The sequence below is a fragment of the Streptacidiphilus sp. BW17 genome (assembly GCF_041262485.1).
GTDB lineage: Bacteria > Actinomycetota > Actinomycetes > Streptomycetales > Streptomycetaceae > Streptacidiphilus.
Window position 1 is genome coordinate 200,565 of the sequence record NZ_JBGCCR010000007.1, and the last position, 16,350, is coordinate 216,914.

A 16,350-nucleotide genomic window follows, 5' to 3' on the forward strand; every position below is an offset into this window, starting at 1 on the left:
ACCCGGTGACCCCGGCAGGACGTGCAAAGATGCCAGCGAAGACCGAAGACAGAGTCAATGACGTCAATGACGACAGTCGACAAAGGAGTCACGCAGCGTGCCTGGCACCAACCTGACCCGTGAGGAGGCCCGGACCCGGGCCGCGCTCCTGCACGTGGACGCCTATGAGATCGAGCTCGACCTGAGCGCGGCGGCGGAGGGAGGCACGTTCCGGTCCACCACCGTCGCCCGGTTCACCGCCGCCACCCCGGGTGCATCCAGCTTCATCGACCTGATCGCGCCCGCCGTGCACGAGGTCACCCTGAACGGGGTGGCGCTCGACCCGGCCGAGGTGTTCGCGGACAGCCGGATCACGCTGCCGTCGCTCGCGGCCGAGAACGAGCTGCGCGTCGTAGCGGACTGCGCCTACAGCAGCACCGGCGAGGGCCTGCACCGCTTCGTCGACCCGGTCGACCAGCAGACCTACCTCTACACGCAGTTCGAGGTCCCGGACGCGCGCCGCGTGTTCGCCTCGTTCGAGCAGCCGGACCTCAAGTCCACCTTCCAGTTCACCGTCACGGCCCCGACCGGCTGGAAGGTCATCAGCAACGAGGTCTCCCCCGAGCCGGAGAAGGGCGAGGTGGAGAACACCGAGGTGCACCGGTTCCCGGCCACGCCGCGGATGTCCACGTACATCACCGCGCTGATCGCCGGTCCGTACTACGGCGTCTTCAGCGAGTACGTGAGCCCGGACGGCGAGCAGCGGGTGCCGCTGGGCATCTACTGCCGTCCCTCGCTGTCGCAGTTCCTGGACGCGGACCACATCTTCGACGTGACCCGCCAGGGCTTCGACTACTTCCAGGACAAGTTCGACTTCGCCTACCCGTTCTCCAAGTACGACCAGCTGTTCGTGCCGGAGTTCAACGCGGGCGCGATGGAGAACGCGGGCGCAGTGACCATCCGCGACCAGTACGTCTTCCGCTCCAAGGTGACGGACTCCGCCTACGAGGGCCGGGCGACCACGATCCTGCACGAGCTGGCGCACATGTGGTTCGGCGACCTGGTCACCATGGAGTGGTGGAACGACCTCTGGCTGAACGAGTCGTTCGCGACCTTCGCGGAGACCGTCTGCCAGGCCGAGGCCGAGGGCACCCGCTGGCCGAACATCTGGACGACGTTCGCCAACGAGATGAAGACCTGGGCCTACCGCCAGGACCAGCTGCCGTCCACCCACCCGATCATGGCGGAGATCAACGACCTGGAGGACGTCCAGGTCAACTTCGACGGCATCACCTACGCCAAGGGCGCGTCGGTGCTGAAGCAGCTGGTCGCCTACGTCGGCCAGGACGCGTTCTTCGCGGGCGTGCAGGCGTACTTCAAGCGGCACGCGTGGGGCAACACCCGCCTTTCCGACCTGCTGACCGCGCTGGAGGCGACCTCCGGACGCGACCTGAAGGCCTGGTCGAAGGCGTGGCTGGAGACAGCCGGTATCAACATCCTCCGTCCCGAGCTGGAGGTCGGCGCCGACGGTGTGATCACCTCCTTCGCCGTCCGCCAGGAGGCCCCGGCGCTTCCGGCGGGTGCCCGGGGCGAGGCGGTGCTGCGTCCGCACCGGATCGCGATCGGCCTCTACGAGCTGGACGGCGCGGCGCTCAAGCGCGTCGAGCGGATCGAACTGGACATCGAGGCGGCCGAGCTGACGGAGGTTCCGCAGCTGGTCGGCCGCGACCGTCCGGCGGTGATCCTGCTGAACGACGACGACCTCACCTACTCCAAGATCCGCCTGGACGAGGTCTCGCTGGCCAACGTCACGCAGCACATCGCGGACTTCGCCGACTCGCTGCCGCGCGCCCTGTGCTGGGCCGCCGCCTGGGACATGACCCGTGACGGCGAGATGGCCACCCGCGACTACCTGGAGCTGGTCCTGCACGGCGTCAGCCGCGAGACGGACATCGGCGTCGTCCAGTCGCTGCAGCGTCAGGTCAAGCTGGCCGTCGAGCTCTACGCCGCGCCGGAGTGGAAGGCCACCGGCCGGGCCAAGCTGGCCGAGGCCGCCGAGCAGCTGCTGCGCGGCGCGGAGCCGGGCAGCGACCACCAGCTGGCGTGGGCGCGGGCGTTCGCCGCTTCGGCGTCGAGCGTCGAGCACCTCGCGCTGCTGTCCGGCCTGCTGGACGGCTCGGTCGAGATCGAAGGCCTGGCCGTCGACACGGAGCTGCGCTGGGCACTGCTCGGGCGGCTCTCGGCCGCCGGTGTCGCCGACGAGGCCGCGGTGATGGACGAGCTGGAGCGCGACGCCACGGCCGCGGGTGAGGCGCACGCCGCCACCTGCCGTGCGGCGCGCCCGACGGCGGAGGCCAAGGCCGCCGCCTGGGCCTCCGTGGTGGAGGCGGAGACGCTCTCCAACACCGTGCAGGAGGCCGTGATCCGCGGCTTCATGCAGACCGAGCAGGCGGACCTGCTGGCGTCCTACACGGAGAAGTACTTCGCCGCGATCAAGGGCATCTTCGAGCAGCGCTCGCACGAGATGGGCCAGCAGATCGTCGTCGGCCTCTACCCGACGATCCAGGTCTCCACGGACACCCTGGAGGCCACGGACGCGTGGCTCGCGGCCAACGACCCGGCCCCGGCGCTGCGCCGCATGGTCGTCGAGTCCCGCTCCGGCGTCGAGCGCGCGCTGCGCGCCCAGGCGGCGGACCACGCCGCGGGGGCGTGAACCCGGTTCGGTAGTGGCTGACCGCTGACCGACGGAGCACGACAGAGAACGACGGAGGGTGGTGCCGGGCGCTTCACGCGCCGGGCACCACCCTCCGTCGTGTTTCCGACGGGTGGTCAGTGACCGCCTGCCGCCTGCTCCTGGAGCAGACCGGCGATCCGGCCAAGGTCGTTGATGCCGTCGATGACACCGTTGATGTCCGGCGTAGCGCCGCCGTTCATGACCAGGTAGTAGGTGTAGTAGTGGCCGGCGCAGACCTCCATGTAGCCGCCGATGGCCAGACCGCCCTCCGCGATCTGCGTGTTGAGGGCGTCCTCGGTGGCCGTCACGCCGGTCTTGCCCCAGACCTTGCCCTTGCCGGGACAGGTGGGGCTGCCCAGGCAGACGTCGGCGAGCCCGCCGTTCACACCCAGCAGCGGCAGCGCGTCGCGGAAGACCTTCGCGTCCGGGGTGTGCAGCCAGTAGTGCAGGATCTCGTTGATGCCCTTGGGCGTGACCCGGTCGGTGGGGTTGCCGCCGCGCCCGTCCAGCAGCTGGAACTGCATCGGATCGATCCCGGCCTGCACCAGGAACCGGTGGAGCACCGGGAAGCCGTCACCGCACTGGTGGCTGTGCGCGGAGACCGCCTGGAGACAGACCGCCAGGTTGGCCCCGAGATTGTGGCTGACCTTGAAGATCAGCTTCACGTACTGGGAGAAGACCGGCGACACGTAGGCGGCGACGGTCGGCCCGCTGTAGGAGCCGGGCAGCAGCCGGACCGGGTTGGGTCCGGTCGGGGCGGCGCTGACGGTGACCCCCGCGCGCCGGAGCGCCTCGATCAGGGCGGTGCGCCCGAAGGCCGCCGGGTTCTGGATGTTGGAGATGCGCAGCTGCGGCTGCGAGCCCGCGGCGATGGTGCCGGAGAGGTGGATCCGGGTGCCGTCGGGTGACGCGGTCACAGCGATGTTCGTCGTGCCGCCCGCAGCCACGGTCCGCACGCTGGAGGTGACCTGGTACGGCGCGACCTGAGGACGCCAGAGCAGCTTGGCCGCGTGGCCCGGCGTGGTCGCGGTCGAGAGCAGGTCGATGACGTTGTCGTTGATGATCAGCGGATCCGGCGCCGGGTCGAAGGCCGGGAACGTGGTGAAGAGCCGGTTGTCGACGACGACGTTGCCCTGCACGTGGGTGATGCCCGAGTGGCGGACCTGCTGGGCGATCTGGTCGATGCCCGCGAGCGGGTCCTCCGGGGTGAGCTGCGCGCCGGGGACGTCGTTGGCGTAGGTGTGGTCGACCGGGCGGTAGTCCACCGTCCCGTCCGGGCGCGTCCGGCCGCCCATGGTCAGGTCACCCTTGGCCACCAGGGACAGCGCCCCGTCCAGAGTGGACCCGTGCCGCGTGCCGAGTTGCCGCACGGGCGTGCTGAACCGGTAGTCGGCACCCAGCACGTGCAGCGCCCCGGAGACGGCCACCAGCTTGGCGGTCGATCCGGGGACGAACATCTGGTCGGGGTACTGGGAGTGGATGACCCGACCGGTCTGGTCGTCGATCTCCAGCAGGCCCCACTGCGCGTGCGCGTAGGCGGGCTTGTGCATGATCGCTTCGATGTCGGGACTGAGGGCGGCGTCCCGGTGCGCGGCGGCGGGGCCCCCTGCCGCTGTCGTCAACGCGGTGACCAGCGCCGCGGTCAGGGCCGTGGCCCAGCGACGCCAGGGTCTGGCGGTCAGACTCATCCATTCACCTGTTCCGGCCCGTGCCGACGGCATGGCCCTGCGTGCGGAGGTGCGTGCGGTGCTCCGAGCGGTGCTCCGAGCAGAGCTCCGAGCGGAGCTGCGTGCGGAGCTGCGTGCGGAGCTGCTGTGAGCACCTCAGTGGTACCTCGGCCGGGACGGCTCCCTACCTCCGTTCCCGGCCTTTCACTCGCCCGTGGCAGCAGGGGAGGTGATGATGCGTCAGTTGCGCGTGGCCGCCGGGCTGCCACCGGGGCTCACCCCTCCCGCAGCACCGCGCCCAGCTCCGCCGTCCGCTCCGCCGAGGCGAGGCTTTCCAGGGTGGTCGGCTTGCCGTCGGCGTCCGCGATGGGAAGGCGCCAGTTGGGGTACTCCGTCGAGGTGCCCGGCAGGTTCTGCGGGCGGGGGTCGCCGACCGTGTCCGGGAGCCAGACGCCGACCAGCTTGGCGGGGGTGCGCAGCAGGTAGCGGTGGAGGGCGCCGACGGCGTCGGGGAGGTGGCGGCCGTCCGGGGGCTCCAGCAGGTCGGCGGCCGGGCCCTCGCCGTAGGGCGGGACGGTCATCAGGCCCTCGCGGGCCAGCTCGCCGAGCCACTCCTCGCGCTCTTCGTCGTCCTCCGCCTGCTCCTCGGCCAGCGGCTTGTTCAACAGGCCGAGGCGATGCCGCAGTTCGACGTGCTCGCCGCTGAGCCGGGCGGCGGTGCTGGGCAGGTCGTGGGTGGTCAGCGTGGCCAGGCACTGCTCGCGCCAGCGGTCGGGCGGGAGCGGCGAGCCGCCGCCCTTCTCGGACCAGTCGCGTTCGAACCAGAGCACCGACGTGCCCAGCACGCCCCGGCCCTCCAACTCCTCGCGGACGCCCGGCTCGACGGTGCCGAGGTCCTCGCCGATCACGATCGCGCCCGCGCGCTGCGCCTCCAGCGCCAGGACGCCGAGCATCGCCTCGGGGTCGTAGCGGACATAGGTGCCCTCCGTCGGCGGGCGGCCCGCCGGCACCCACCAGAGCCGGAACAGGCCCATGACGTGGTCGACCCGGAGCCCGCCCGCGTGGCGGAGGTTGGCGCGCAGCAGGTCGGCGAAGGGCGCGAAGCCCGCGTCGGCGAGGGCGTCCGGGCGCCACGGCGGCAGGCCCCAGTTCTGGCCGTGCGCGTTGAACGCGTCCGGCGGCGCGCCCGCGCTGATGCCGTCGGCCAGGCAGTGCTGCAACGCCCACGCGTCCGCGCCGTCCGGGTGGACGCCGACGGCGAGGTCGTGGACCAGGCCCAGCGGCATTCCGGCCGCGCGCGCCGCGTCCTGGGCGGCGCCGAGCTGTTCGTCGACCAACCAGGCCAGCCAGCAGTGGAAGTCGACGCGTCCGGCCAACTCGGCGCGGGCGCGCAGCACCGCCGCGCTGCCGGGATCGCGCAGCCCGCCGGGCCAGCGTCGCCAGTTCGGCCCGTGCACCTCCGCGAGCGCGCACCAGGTCGCGTACTGGAGCAGGCCGTCGCCCTCGCGGCGCAGGAACGCCTGGTAGGCGGCCTCGCGGCCGACGCTGCGCGGGACGGCGTGGAGCACCCGCAGCGCCTCGCTCTTGGCGGCCCAGACCGCGTCGCGGTCGATCAGCGCCTCCTCGACCAGCACCTCCTCGCGCAGCCGCGCGCCGCGCAGCGCGGCGTCCCGTACCCGTTCGCGCTGTTCGGCCGTCAGGTACGCGTACTCGGGGACGGCCTCGACGCGCAGGTGCGCCGGGTCGGCGAAGCGGCGCGAGGAGGGGCGGTAGGGCGAGGGGTCCGAGTGACCGTCAGGTCCCGGCGGCATGCCCGCGTGCAGCGGGTTGACCTGGACGAAGCCCGCGCCGAGGGTGTGGCCGGACCAGAGCGCGAGGTCTGCCAGGTCGCCGAGGTCGCCCATGCCCCAGGAGCGCTCGCTGAGCAGTGAGTAGAGCTGGACCAGGAAGCCCCAACTGCGCTGCTCCGGCCCGGCCAGCCGGTCCGGGGCGACCAGCAGCGGCGCGGCGGCGGAGAGCCGGTCGCCGAGGCGGGCGCAGAGGGTGTGGCGGCCGACGGGCAGGTCCGCCGGGATCGGCCGGGTCTCCCCCGCTTCCCCGCGGTGGGCGCCGCGGGGGAAGGGCGTCGGCAGGGTGACGCTGCCGCCGTCCTCCAGCTCGACCCAGGCCTCGGCCGCGCCGGGCAGCGCCACCTCCTCGGTGCGTCCGGCGCGGACCACGACCGCGCGCGGAAGCAGCCGCTGCGCGCGCCGGGCGTACAGGCCCTGGAGCGCCTCGTCGGCCCGCGCGGTGTCCCCGGCGTCGACGCCCATCGCGGCCAGCACCGCCACCAGGGTCGTCTCGGGCACGGGCCGGCCCTCGAACTCGGTGTCCACCCCGTAGGCGTGGGCGAGCATGTGAAGCGCGCCTGCGCCAGGGGAGTTCGGAGGTTGGGCGGCGGCCACGTGGTCTCCTCGTTGCGCGGTGTCGGACCCTGTGTGCAGGGTGTCGCAGGACGCGGGCGGCGCGGCGTCGCGACACGGACCGCGCTTCCGGCCCGGCGGGGCACCTTGTCACCTACCCAGGCGGGTGGCTCTTCGACACCGGCAAACGGGTGGTGACGCGCGCGGCACCGGGCGGTTGCCAACACGCCCGTACGTTGACATGTCGTGGCCGGAGATGGTGGGGTTGAACCCGTTCGGCGGAGTTCAGCCAGGCGGTTCCAGGGGCGCGTGCGACTCTTCGCCAATCTCCTGGCCCGCGTACGGGCGCGAGCGACGCCTGCGACGCTCGGAGGCTGTCGGCTGGATCGGCCCGGCTCCAACGGGCGCGACCGCTGCACGCTTCCGACCAGGCATCAGGAGTCCCCGTGGAGGACCACCGGCCCGCTCCGGCCAACGACGGGATCGTCGCGGCCCTCGGCAGCAGTCTGCGGCGGACCATCGCCGAACACACCGGCCTCCAGAACCTGTTCGGCTCCGCGCCCGCGCTGAGCGCCCGCCGGACCGCCGCCCGCACCGCGCGCCGTCTCGCGCCGGAGACGGCGGACCGGCTGATCTCCCAGTTCAAGGGCACCGCACCATTGCTGGCGCTGAGCAGCCGGATGAGCGCGCAGGTGGGCGCGCAGATGCGCAACCGCAGTGCGGCGCTACGGGCCAGTGCCGCGTTCACCGTCGCCGCCGTGGTCGGCGGCGGGCTGGTCGGCTCGGCCGGACCGGCCGCCGCCCTCACGCCCAACGCCGTTGCCAGGACCGTCGGCGTGGGAGCCACCACCGGCGGCGCGCGGAGCGGCAACGCCGGCAACACGGCCAACGCGAGCAACACGGGCAATACGGCCAACACGGCCGGACTCTCGCACGCCACCTCGGGCGCGCCGAGCGGCGGCGCGGACGTCTCCGGGCCTGCCATCTACCCGCGCCCGCAGCGCGAGCACACCCAGGGCACGGCCGTCGCCAAGCCGGCCCGGGTCGCGCTCGCCGCCGCGCCGCACGCCGACCCGGGCGCTCTCGCCGTGCTGAAGGCGGCGCTCCAACTCGCGGGCGTGCGCAAGGTGGACACCGTCTCCCCCGACACCGACCCGCAGCCGGGCGTGCTGACGATCTACCTCGGCGGCGGCGCCGAGGGCGCGAGCGGCGGCACCGACCGCGCGCTGCGCACGCTCTCGACCCCCACCTCGGCCGTCCCCTCGCCCAGCGGCCTGCCCGCCGGCGGCTACGTGCTCGCCACCGGCAGCGCCACCGTGGGCACGCCCGGCAAGACCGCGCCGGCCGGCATCGCCGTGCTGGCCGGAGTCGACGCGGACGGCACCTTCAACGCGGTGCAGTCGTTCCGGCAGATCCTCGGCCAGGGCGGCGCGCTGCCCGGCCTGGTCGTCCAGGACTGGCCCTCCTCCGTCCGACGCGGCGTCAGCGAGGGCTTCTACGGCACGCCGTGGACCACCCAGCAGACCGTCGACATGCTCGACTTCATGGGGCGGACCAAGCAGAACTACTTCCTGTACGCGCCGGGCGACGACCCTTACCGCTCGACGCTGTGGCGCAACCCCTACCCCGCCTCCCAGCAGGCCGGGCTGCGGACGATCACCCAGGCCGCCGCGGCGGACCACATCACCGTCGCCTACTCGCTCTCGCTCGGCGGCTCGCTCTGCTACACCTCCAACCAGGACCAGAACGCCCTGGTCGCCAAGCTGCAGCAGCTGTGGTCGCTGGGCGTGCGCTCCTTCCAGCTCGACTTCTCCCAGGCCACCTACTCCCACTGGCACTGCCAGGCCGACGCCGACGCCTACGGCCACGGCCCGGAGGCGGCGGCCCGCGCGCAGGCGGACCTGGTCGACGTGGTGCTGCGGCGGTTCATCACCCAGCACCCGGACGCCAACGCGCTGACCCTGCTGCCCAGCGAGTACTACCAGGACGGCAGCACCCCCTACCGCACCGCGCTGGCCAAGGAGTTGGACCCCAGCGTCCTCGTCGTCTGGACCGGCGTCGGCGTGCAGCCCGCCACCATCACCGCGAGCGACCTGACGGGGGCCCAGCAGGCGTTCGGCCACCCGCTGGTCACCGAGGACAACTACCCCGTCAACGACTCCGCGCAGGACCGCCTCTACCTCGGCGCGTACGAGGGCCGCGACCCGTCCGTGGCCAGCGACGCCGCCGGACTGCTGGTCAACGCCATGCAGCAGCCCGTGGCCTCGCGCATCCCCCTCTTCACCGCGGCCGACTTCGCCTGGAACCCCGGCGGCTACCAGCCGCAGGGGTCCTGGCAGGCCGCCGTCGCCGACCTGGCGGGCCAGAGCGGCCTATCGGGGCAGGACAGCGCATCCGGGCAGGACGGCGCATCCGGGCACGGCGGTGCATCCGGCCAGGACTCCCGGAAGGCCCAGGCCTCGCAGGCCGCCGTCGCCGCGCTCTCCGCACTGGCGGGCAACAGCGCCTCGTCCCCTCTCGGGCAGACGGAATCCGCCTACCTGCGCCCGTTGTTGGACGCCTTCTGGTCAGCGTTCGAACCGGCCTCGCCCCGGCCGAACTCCGACGATCCTGCTGCGACGGCCGCCCGCTCCCAGGCCGCCGCCCAGCTCCGTGCCGCGTTCACCACCATGGCACAGGCCACTGACAATCTGGCCCAGGTCGACGGCGGACAGCTGGAGTCCGAGGACGACGCCTGGGTCGCCCAGCTCGCGGGCTACGGCCAGGCCGGGCAGACCGCCGTCGACATGCTGAGCGCCCAGCGCGCGGGCGACAACGCGACCGCCTGGAAGCTCCGGCTGAGCCTCGCCCAGCAGGAATCCGCTCTGGACGACAACGGCGTCACCGTCGGCGACGGCGTGCTGGACCCGTTCCTGGACCGCGCGCTCAAGGCCTCCGACAGCTGGGCCGGGCTCGACACCGGCCAGCTGACCGCGACCAGCAGCATGGGCACCGCGCAGAACGACGACCCGGCCCTGATGGTCGACGGCGACCCGAACACCTACTACTGGTCCGCCGACCCGCCGCAGACCGGGGACAGCTTCGGCGTCGACCTCGGCAGCGCCACCCCGGTGCGCAGCGTCCACATCCTGATGGGCGGCCCGGCGGGCGACGTCGCCGCGGGCGACATCATGCAGGACGCGGTGCTGGAGTACGCCACCGACGACAGCGGCTGGCAGACCATCGGCACGTACCACGGTCAGTCCGAGATCGACGCGACGCTGCCCTCCGGCGTCGTCGCCCGCTACCTGCGGCTGCGCTCGACCGGCACCCAGGACAGCTCGGTCGCGGTCCGCGACTTCAGCGTCACCACGGCGTTCACCACGCCGATGACGGCCGACGGCCCCGCCGCCGCGTCCGGCTACCCGCTGGCCAACCTGGTCGACGGCGACCTCGACTCCCCCTACCGTGCGGCGTCCGCCGCGCAGCCGGGCGACGCGGTCACGGTGACACTGGGTCAGACTCGCCCGCTGAACCGGGTCGTGGTGCTGACGGATCCGAGTACGTACGCGCCCGGCACCGTCGAGGTGCACAGCGCGGACAAGGGCTGGACCGCGATAGGAGCGGTCGCCCGCGACGGCTACACCGAGCTGGACGCCGACCCGAAGCTGAAGGTCGACCGGATCCGGATCGCCTGGACCGGCGGCGCGAACAGCCCCGCGGCGGTCGTCTACCAGGTCGTCCCCTGGTACGCGGACACGCCTCCGGCGACGCTGCAGCTCGCCCAGCAGAGCGTCGACCTGCAGTCGGGCGGCGGCTCGGTGCCGGTGGGCGGGGTGCTGCAGGCGCAGGGCGTCGGCGGAGCGACGGGCACGGTGACGGCCCAGCTGCCCGCTGCCGCGAAGGGCCTGACCGTCAGCGGCACCGGCCCGGTCGCGCTCCCCCGCGGCGGCGCGGCCGACGTCCCGCTGGGCTTCGCGGCGGCGGCGAACACGCCGACGGGGACGTACACGGCGCACGTCGTCTTCACCGTCGGTGGGCGGGTCGCGACGCAGGACGTCACGGTCCACGTCTACCCGAAGACCGGCGGCCCGGACCTGGCCCTCACCGCGACGGCGTCCTCCTCGGCGGACGAGACCGCGGACTTCCCGGCCACCAACGTCAACGACGGCGATCCGACCACGCGGTGGTCCTCGCCCGCGGACGACAACGAGTGGGTCCAGCTGCAGTTGGCGCAACCGGCGGTGATCGGCGAGGTCGGCCTGCAGTGGCAGGACGCGTACGCGTCGAAGTACCAGATCCAGACCTCGATGGACGGTCAGAACTGGACCACCGTCGCCACGGTGAACAACGGCCAGGGTGGCGCCGAGACCGTCCGGTTCGGCGCGGTGAACGCGCTGTACGTGCGCATGCAGGGCGTGGCACGGGCGACCAGGTTCGGCTACTCGCTGTGGGGCATGAACGTCTACGCGGTCACCAACCCGCCGGCGTCCCTCACCCCACCGCCGGGGTCGACCGCGAGCCCGTCCCCGAACCCGTCGAGCACGCCGAGCCCGTCCCCGACGGACACGGCAACGCCGGACCCGACGGACACCTCGACCCCGGATCCGTCCGCCTCCGCGACCCCCTGAGCAGATCTTTCAGACCAGGCACGCGGGGAAGTCGCACCATCCAGGGGCGCGGCAGCACAGGCTCGGCCTCTCGCGCGCACGCGGCGGAGCCGCATATCGGCAGAGCCCCGCGCCCCCGGGTAAGTGCGACGTCCCGTCTGCCCGGGGTAACGAAAAGGCCCCGGGGAGACGCGCGCGTCTACGCGCTGAGCTCCACCGGGGCCCCTGGGGGCGCTCCGCCGGCTTGATGAAGGGCTTGGACTGGCGCGAGATGCGCCAACTCCTCCGCCGTTCCGTAGGGCTCCAGGTACGGGCGCCAGCGCGGGTCGCGGTGGCCCGTGCCGATGATCCGCCAGGCGAGGCCGGTCGGAGGGGCAGGGGTCCGCTTCATCCGCCAGCCGAGATCGGCGAGGTGGCGGTCCGCCTTGACATGGTTGCACCGGCGACACGCGGCGACGACGTTGTCCCACGCGTGCTGCCCGCCACGGCTGCGCGGAATCACGTGGTCGACGCTGGTTGCGACGCCACCGCAGTACACGCAGCGCCCGCCGTCGCGGGCGAACAGCGCCCTGCGGGTCAGCGGGACCGGGCCACGGAACGGGACTCGGACGAAACGGGTCAGCCGGACGACGGACGGCGCCGACATGGCTGAGGTCGCACTGTGCATGAGTACCCCGGTGTCCTCGAGGCTCACCGCCTTCTTGTCGAGGACGAGGACCAGGGCGCGTCGTAGTGACACGACACCCAGTGGCTCGTAGGACGCGTTCAGGACCAGAACTTGCGGCACGAGGGCCTCCCTTTCCGCCGACGGCGCGTGGCTCGCGCCGGGACGACTGATCACCCGGACGGGGTGATCTCCTGACAGTGTCGCCGCCCGAGGTGCCGGGGCGCCACCATGTCCTGAGGTCCGACCGGGTGTGTGCTCCCCCACACCGGAAGCCCACATCGCCATCATGCCCACAGTCACCGCAGGTGAAGCACGGTAACGGCGGGTCAGCGGAGTGATCCACACACCCCTCTCGCGCCCCCTCGGGTTTGCCTCGGGTTCGGGGCCGGTGGCTACTCTGGGGCGATGCCCAGCCAGACCTCTACAACTTCCACTCCGACCTCCCCCACGGTCTCCCTGCACGACGCGGGCCAGGCCGTCGGCTACGTCAGCCAGCACTGGCAGGCCTGGGTCACCGACGCCCTGCGCATCATCTTCATCGCGGTCATCGCGCTGGTGGTGCGCGCCGTGGTGGTGCGGCTGATCGACAAGATGGTCGAGAAGATGGCCAACAGCACCTCGCACCACCACTCGGAGAGTGCGTGGATGTCGGGCCTGCTGGCCAACGCGGAGCGACGGCGGCAGCGGTCCCAGGCGATGGGGTCGGTGCTGCGCAGTGTCTCTTCCTTCGTGATCCTCGGCACAGCGGCGATCACCATCCTGCCGGTGCTGGGGATCAACCTGGCTCCGCTGCTGGCCAGCGCGGGCGTCGCCGGTGTCGCGATCGGTTTCGGCGCGCGCAACCTGGTGACGGACTTCCTCTCCGGCGTCTTCATGATCCTTGAGGACCAGTACGGCGTCGGCGACCAGATCGACACCGGGGTGGCCACCGGCACCGTGCTGGAGGTCGGCCTGCGGGTGACCAAGCTGCGCGGGGCGGGCGGGGAGATCTGGTACATCCGCAACGGCGAGGTGAAGCGGATCGCCAACCTGAGCCAGGGCTGGGCGACCGCCAGCGTGGAGATTCCGCTCGGCTACCACGAGGACCTGGACCGGGTGAAGGAGCTGATCCTGGCCGCCGCGGAGGAGATGGACAAGGAGGAGGAGTGGGCCGAGACGCTGATCGAGCCGGTCAAGGTGCTGGGCGTCGAATCGCTGGCCGCCGACTCGATGATCGTCCAGGTCTCGGTCAAGGTGCTGCCCGGCAAGTCGCTGGGCGTCGCGCGTGAGCTGCGCCGCCGGATCAAGATCGCCCTGGAGCAGGCGGGCATCCGCCTCGGGGTCACCGTGCCCGTCGAGGACGCCGTTCCGGCCCAGCGCGCTGCTGCGGACATCAACGCACCGTCGGTCCTCGGCGACCCGATGAGCGCGCAGTCGCGCGGCACCGCGCCGATACCGGGCCTGGACGACCCGTCGCAGAAGTAGTCACCCCACAGACACCTGGACGCGAGGGCGCGGGCACGACCGTTCACCGGTCGGCCCGCGCCTTCTGCGTCTGCCGACGTCTGCCGGCGCCTGCCGGCGCCTGCCGATGTCTACCGGCGCGTGCCGGCGCGTGCACGTTTGCCGGCTCAGGCAATCCGTTGTAAAGTACAACTTAAGTCTTAGTTGTAAATGCCAACTGCTTTCCTGGGGTGATCATGTCCGCCACCGCCGCGCCCTCCGAACGCGCCGTACTCCGGCGCGTCCTCACGCACCTGCTACTGCCGCTGCTCATGTGCCTCGGCATGGGTCTCGCCTACGAGAGCGCGTTCCACGCGCCGTCGCCGCACCACATGAAGGTCGCGGTCATCGGCACCACCCCGCAGGCGGACGTATTGGCCCAGACGATCAAGGACCAGGCCGGCGACGCGCTCGACGTCACCACCCTGCCGAGCACGGACGCGGCCAAGGCGCAGATCATGAACCGCTCACTGGTCGCCGCCTACCAGCCCAGCGCCACCGGCTCCGCCTCCCCGCAGTTGTACGTCGCCACCGCCAACTCCGGCACCGACGTCGAGGTCGCCACGAAGATCTTCACCACCGTCGCCTCGCTCCAGCACCAGCCGCTGGCCACGGTCGACCTGACCCCGATGCCGACACAGGACCCGACCAACCAGGCGCTCTTCTTCCTGCTGGTGGCGATCAGCATCGGCTCCTACGGCAGCGTGGCCGTGATCGGCGGCGCGGGCGCGGCGCTGCAGGTGCGGACACAGGCGGCGCTGTGCGTCGGCGTCTCGTTCACGGTCGCGGTCATCGGGACGGTTCTGGCCGGACCGGTCTTCGACTTCGTCCACCACGACCTGGCCAGGCTCTTCGCACTCGCCTGGGTCTACTCCTTCGCGGTGGCCGGGATCGGAACCGTGCTGCACCACTTCCTGGGCCTCTGGACCACGCTGGGCACGATGCTGCTCTTCGTGATGCTGAACTTCACCTCCTCCGGCGGCGTCTTCCGCCCCGACCTGCAGAACGGCTTCTTCGGTTCACTGCACTCGTTCTGGATCGGCTCGGGCTTCGTCGAGGGCGCGCGGAGCATGATCTACTTCGACGGCCGCGGCGGCTTCGCCACCGACGTGTGGATCCTGATCATCTGGGCGCTGGTCGCCGTCGTCGGACTGGGCGTCACCGGCCTGGTCAAGTCCCGGAAGTCGCAGGCCCCGACGCTCGTCACGGCGTCGAACGTCTCGGCTGCGGTTCCGGCCCAGGCCGTCCGCAGCAACGTCCCGGAGGGCGACGTCCCGGAGGGCGACGTCCGGGAGGAAGAGGAGGAGGCCGTCTCGGTCTGATCCACTCCCGCTCCCCAGGGACGAATGCCCCGGGTAACGCTTCGGTCTCCAAGAGAATCGAGGCGTTCCCGGGGCATTGACATCCCCTCGCCCGCAGCCGTACGTTCCTGGCCAACCGTTAGGAAAGTTTCCTTCCAGTTCAGGGGCTCAGTCGTCCTCGCTGAAGGCGACGCGAGGAGAGTGAGGGAACGCCATGGCGACCGGCCGCAGCAACCCCTCGCAGCCCGGCACCCCGAGGCTGCTGCGAGCAATCAACGACCGGGCCGCGCTGGAGCTGCTGCTCGAAGAGGGCCCCCTGTCCCGGAGCCAACTCGGCGCGCTGACCGGGCTGTCCAAGCCCACCGCCTCCCAACTGCTCGCCCGGCTGGAGAGCGCCGGACTGGTCGTCCCCGTCGGCACCACCGCCGGACGGCCGGGGCCCGGCGCACAGCTCTACGAGATCAACCCGCGTGCCGCCTACGTGGCCGGGCTGGATGTCAGCCCCGAGCGGGTCCGGGTCTCCATCGCGGACGTCACCGGACACGTGGTCACCGAGCACCGGCTGCCGCAGCACGCGGACGACCCCGGCCAGGCCGTGGAACAGGTCGGGCGCGCCCTCGACGTCGCCACCACCGCAGCGGGCCTCGACCGGAGCGACCTGCGCGCCGTCGTCATCGGCACGCCCGGTGCGCTCGACCCGGCCACCGACGAACTCCGGTACGCCGCACACCTTCCCGGCTGGCACTCACCCCGCCTGCTGGAGGAGCTGACCGCGGACCTCGGTGTCCCGGTCGCGCTGGAGAACGACGTCAACCTGGCCGCCGTCGCCGAACAGCGCGTAGGACTGGCAAGGGGCGTCCAGGACTTCGTGCTGCTCTGGGTCGAGGCGGGCATCGGCGCCGCCCTGGTCCTGGGCGGCCGGATGCACCGCGGCCACACCGGCGGCGCGGGCGAGATCGGCTACATGCCGATGCCGGGCGCGCCGCTGATCAAGAACCCCGAGCTGGAGACCGCGAACTCGGGCGGCTTCCAGGAACTGGCCGGTGCCCCGGCCGTGTTGGACCTGGCCCGGGAGCACGGACTCGACAGCGACACGGCGCAGGCCGCCGTCGCCGACGCGGTCCGACGCGCGGAGGCAGGCGAGGACGCGGAAGCGGGGGACGCCAGGGACCTGGGGGACGCGGGGGACGCGTTCCTGCGCACCCTCGCCGAGCGCCTGGCCACGGGCCTCGCGGCGGTCGTCGCGGTGGTCGACCCGGAGCTGGTCGTGCTGAGCGGCGCGGTCCCGCGCGCCGGGGGCGAACGCCTGCGGGCGCTGGTGCAGGAGGAGTTGTCGGGGCTGGCCGTGCCCCGGCCACGCCTGCTGCAGAGCGAGCTGTCCGGCTCCCCCGTCGTCATCGGCGCGCTGCAGACCGCGTTGGCGACCGCGCGAGAGCAGGTCTTCTCCACCCACTGACCCACCCGCTGACCCACCCACCGAACCACTCACTGACCCACCCACCGAACCACTCACTGACCCGCACGACAGG

Annotated in this window: 8 protein-coding genes; 5 read left to right on the forward strand and 3 right to left on the reverse strand. The window is 72.2% G+C overall.

Going from position 1 to position 16,350, the window contains the following annotated elements:
- Positions 1 to 97 precede the first annotated feature (97 nt).
- Positions 98 to 2,692 carry an aminopeptidase N gene (pepN, locus tag ABH940_RS11565; protein WP_370063286.1) on the forward strand — a complete coding sequence of 865 codons (2,595 nt, stop codon included), beginning with the start codon at positions 98 to 100 and terminating at the stop codon, positions 2,690 to 2,692.
- Between the two features lie 116 nt (positions 2,693 to 2,808).
- On the opposite strand, the gene dacB is transcribed toward pepN, so the two are convergent.
- Together dacB and malQ are read right to left on the reverse strand one after the other, a co-directional pair.
- Positions 2,809 to 4,401, reverse strand: coding sequence for a D-alanyl-D-alanine carboxypeptidase/D-alanyl-D-alanine-endopeptidase (dacB, locus tag ABH940_RS11570; RefSeq protein ID WP_370105178.1), 1,593 nt, complete (start codon positions 4,399 to 4,401; stop codon positions 2,809 to 2,811).
- A gap of 254 nt (positions 4,402 to 4,655) precedes the next feature.
- On the reverse strand, positions 4,656 to 6,776 hold the full coding sequence (gene malQ / locus ABH940_RS11575; RefSeq protein WP_370063791.1) for a 4-alpha-glucanotransferase: 2,121 nt from the start codon (positions 6,774 to 6,776) through the stop codon (positions 4,656 to 4,658).
- Positions 6,777 to 7,228: 452 nt separating this feature from the next.
- Between malQ and ABH940_RS11580 the strand changes: the two genes are divergently transcribed.
- Positions 7,229 to 11,392: a beta-N-acetylglucosaminidase domain-containing protein gene (locus tag ABH940_RS11580; protein ID WP_370105179.1), complete on the forward strand. Its 4,164-nt coding sequence runs from the start codon at positions 7,229 to 7,231 to the stop codon at positions 11,390 to 11,392.
- Between the two features lie 178 nt (positions 11,393 to 11,570).
- Here ABH940_RS11580 and ABH940_RS11585 read toward each other — a convergent pair whose 3' ends face one another.
- Complete coding sequence (locus ABH940_RS11585) at positions 11,571 to 12,158, reverse strand: HNH endonuclease (RefSeq protein ID WP_370063280.1); 588 nt, start codon at positions 12,156 to 12,158, stop codon at positions 11,571 to 11,573.
- A gap of 285 nt (positions 12,159 to 12,443) precedes the next feature.
- Between ABH940_RS11585 and ABH940_RS11590 the strand changes: the two genes are divergently transcribed.
- From ABH940_RS11590 to ABH940_RS11600, 3 genes are all read left to right on the forward strand, one after another.
- Complete coding sequence (locus ABH940_RS11590; protein WP_370105180.1) at positions 12,444 to 13,502, forward strand: mechanosensitive ion channel family protein; 1,059 nt, start codon at positions 12,444 to 12,446, stop codon at positions 13,500 to 13,502.
- 215 nt (positions 13,503 to 13,717) lie between these two features.
- The gene (locus ABH940_RS11595) at positions 13,718 to 14,842 is read left to right on the forward strand and encodes a hypothetical protein (protein ID WP_370105181.1); all 1,125 of its coding nucleotides are present in this window, start codon (positions 13,718 to 13,720) and stop codon (positions 14,840 to 14,842) included.
- Positions 14,843 to 15,035: 193 nt separating this feature from the next.
- Positions 15,036 to 16,277, forward strand: a complete 1,242-nt coding sequence (locus ABH940_RS11600) for an ROK family transcriptional regulator (RefSeq protein ID WP_370105182.1) — start codon at positions 15,036 to 15,038, stop codon at positions 16,275 to 16,277.
- Positions 16,278 to 16,350 lie beyond the last annotated feature (73 nt).

Coding starts and splice junctions, on each gene's coding strand:
- ABH940_RS11600 (WP_370105182.1), top strand. CDS start 15,036: ATGGCGACCGGCCGCAGCAACCCCTCGCAGCCCGGCACCCCGAGGCTG.
- malQ (WP_370063791.1), bottom strand. CDS start 6,776: ATGCTCGCCCACGCCTACGGGGTGGACACCGAGTTCGAGGGCCGGCCC.
- ABH940_RS11595 (WP_370105181.1), top strand. CDS start 13,718: ATGTCCGCCACCGCCGCGCCCTCCGAACGCGCCGTACTCCGGCGCGTC.
- ABH940_RS11590 (WP_370105180.1), top strand. CDS start 12,444: ATGCCCAGCCAGACCTCTACAACTTCCACTCCGACCTCCCCCACGGTC.
- dacB (WP_370105178.1), bottom strand. CDS start 4,401: ATGAGTCTGACCGCCAGACCCTGGCGTCGCTGGGCCACGGCCCTGACC.